Annotated in this window: 1 pseudogene; it reads right to left on the reverse strand. The window is 51.6% G+C overall.

The annotated features are described in order from the left end of the window. Positions 1-289 (reverse strand): annotated as a pseudogene (locus J0A66_RS22975) (type VI secretion system ATPase TssH); the annotation flags it as partial.

Raw genomic sequence — 289 nt, forward strand, 5'->3', positions numbered from 1 at the left:
TTATCCGGCAACTGACGGTCGCTGATGTAACGATGAGATAGCGAAGCCGCCGCCACTATGGCCGGGTCGGTAATATTCACCGAGTGGTGTAACTCATAGCGCTCTTTGAGCCCACGCAGAATAGCAATGGTGTCTTCCACTGAAGGTTCATCCACCAGCACTTTTTGGAAACGACGTTCTAATGCCGCATCTTTTTCAATATATTGACGATACTCATCCAAGGTGGTGGCGCCGACGCAGTGCAGTTCGCCACGCGCCAGTGCTGGTTTAAGCATATTACCGGCATCCA

Origin of the sequence: Bowmanella dokdonensis (assembly GCF_017254865.1) — a bacterium.
In the GTDB taxonomy this organism is placed as follows: Bacteria; Pseudomonadota; Gammaproteobacteria; order Enterobacterales; family Alteromonadaceae; genus Bowmanella; species Bowmanella dokdonensis.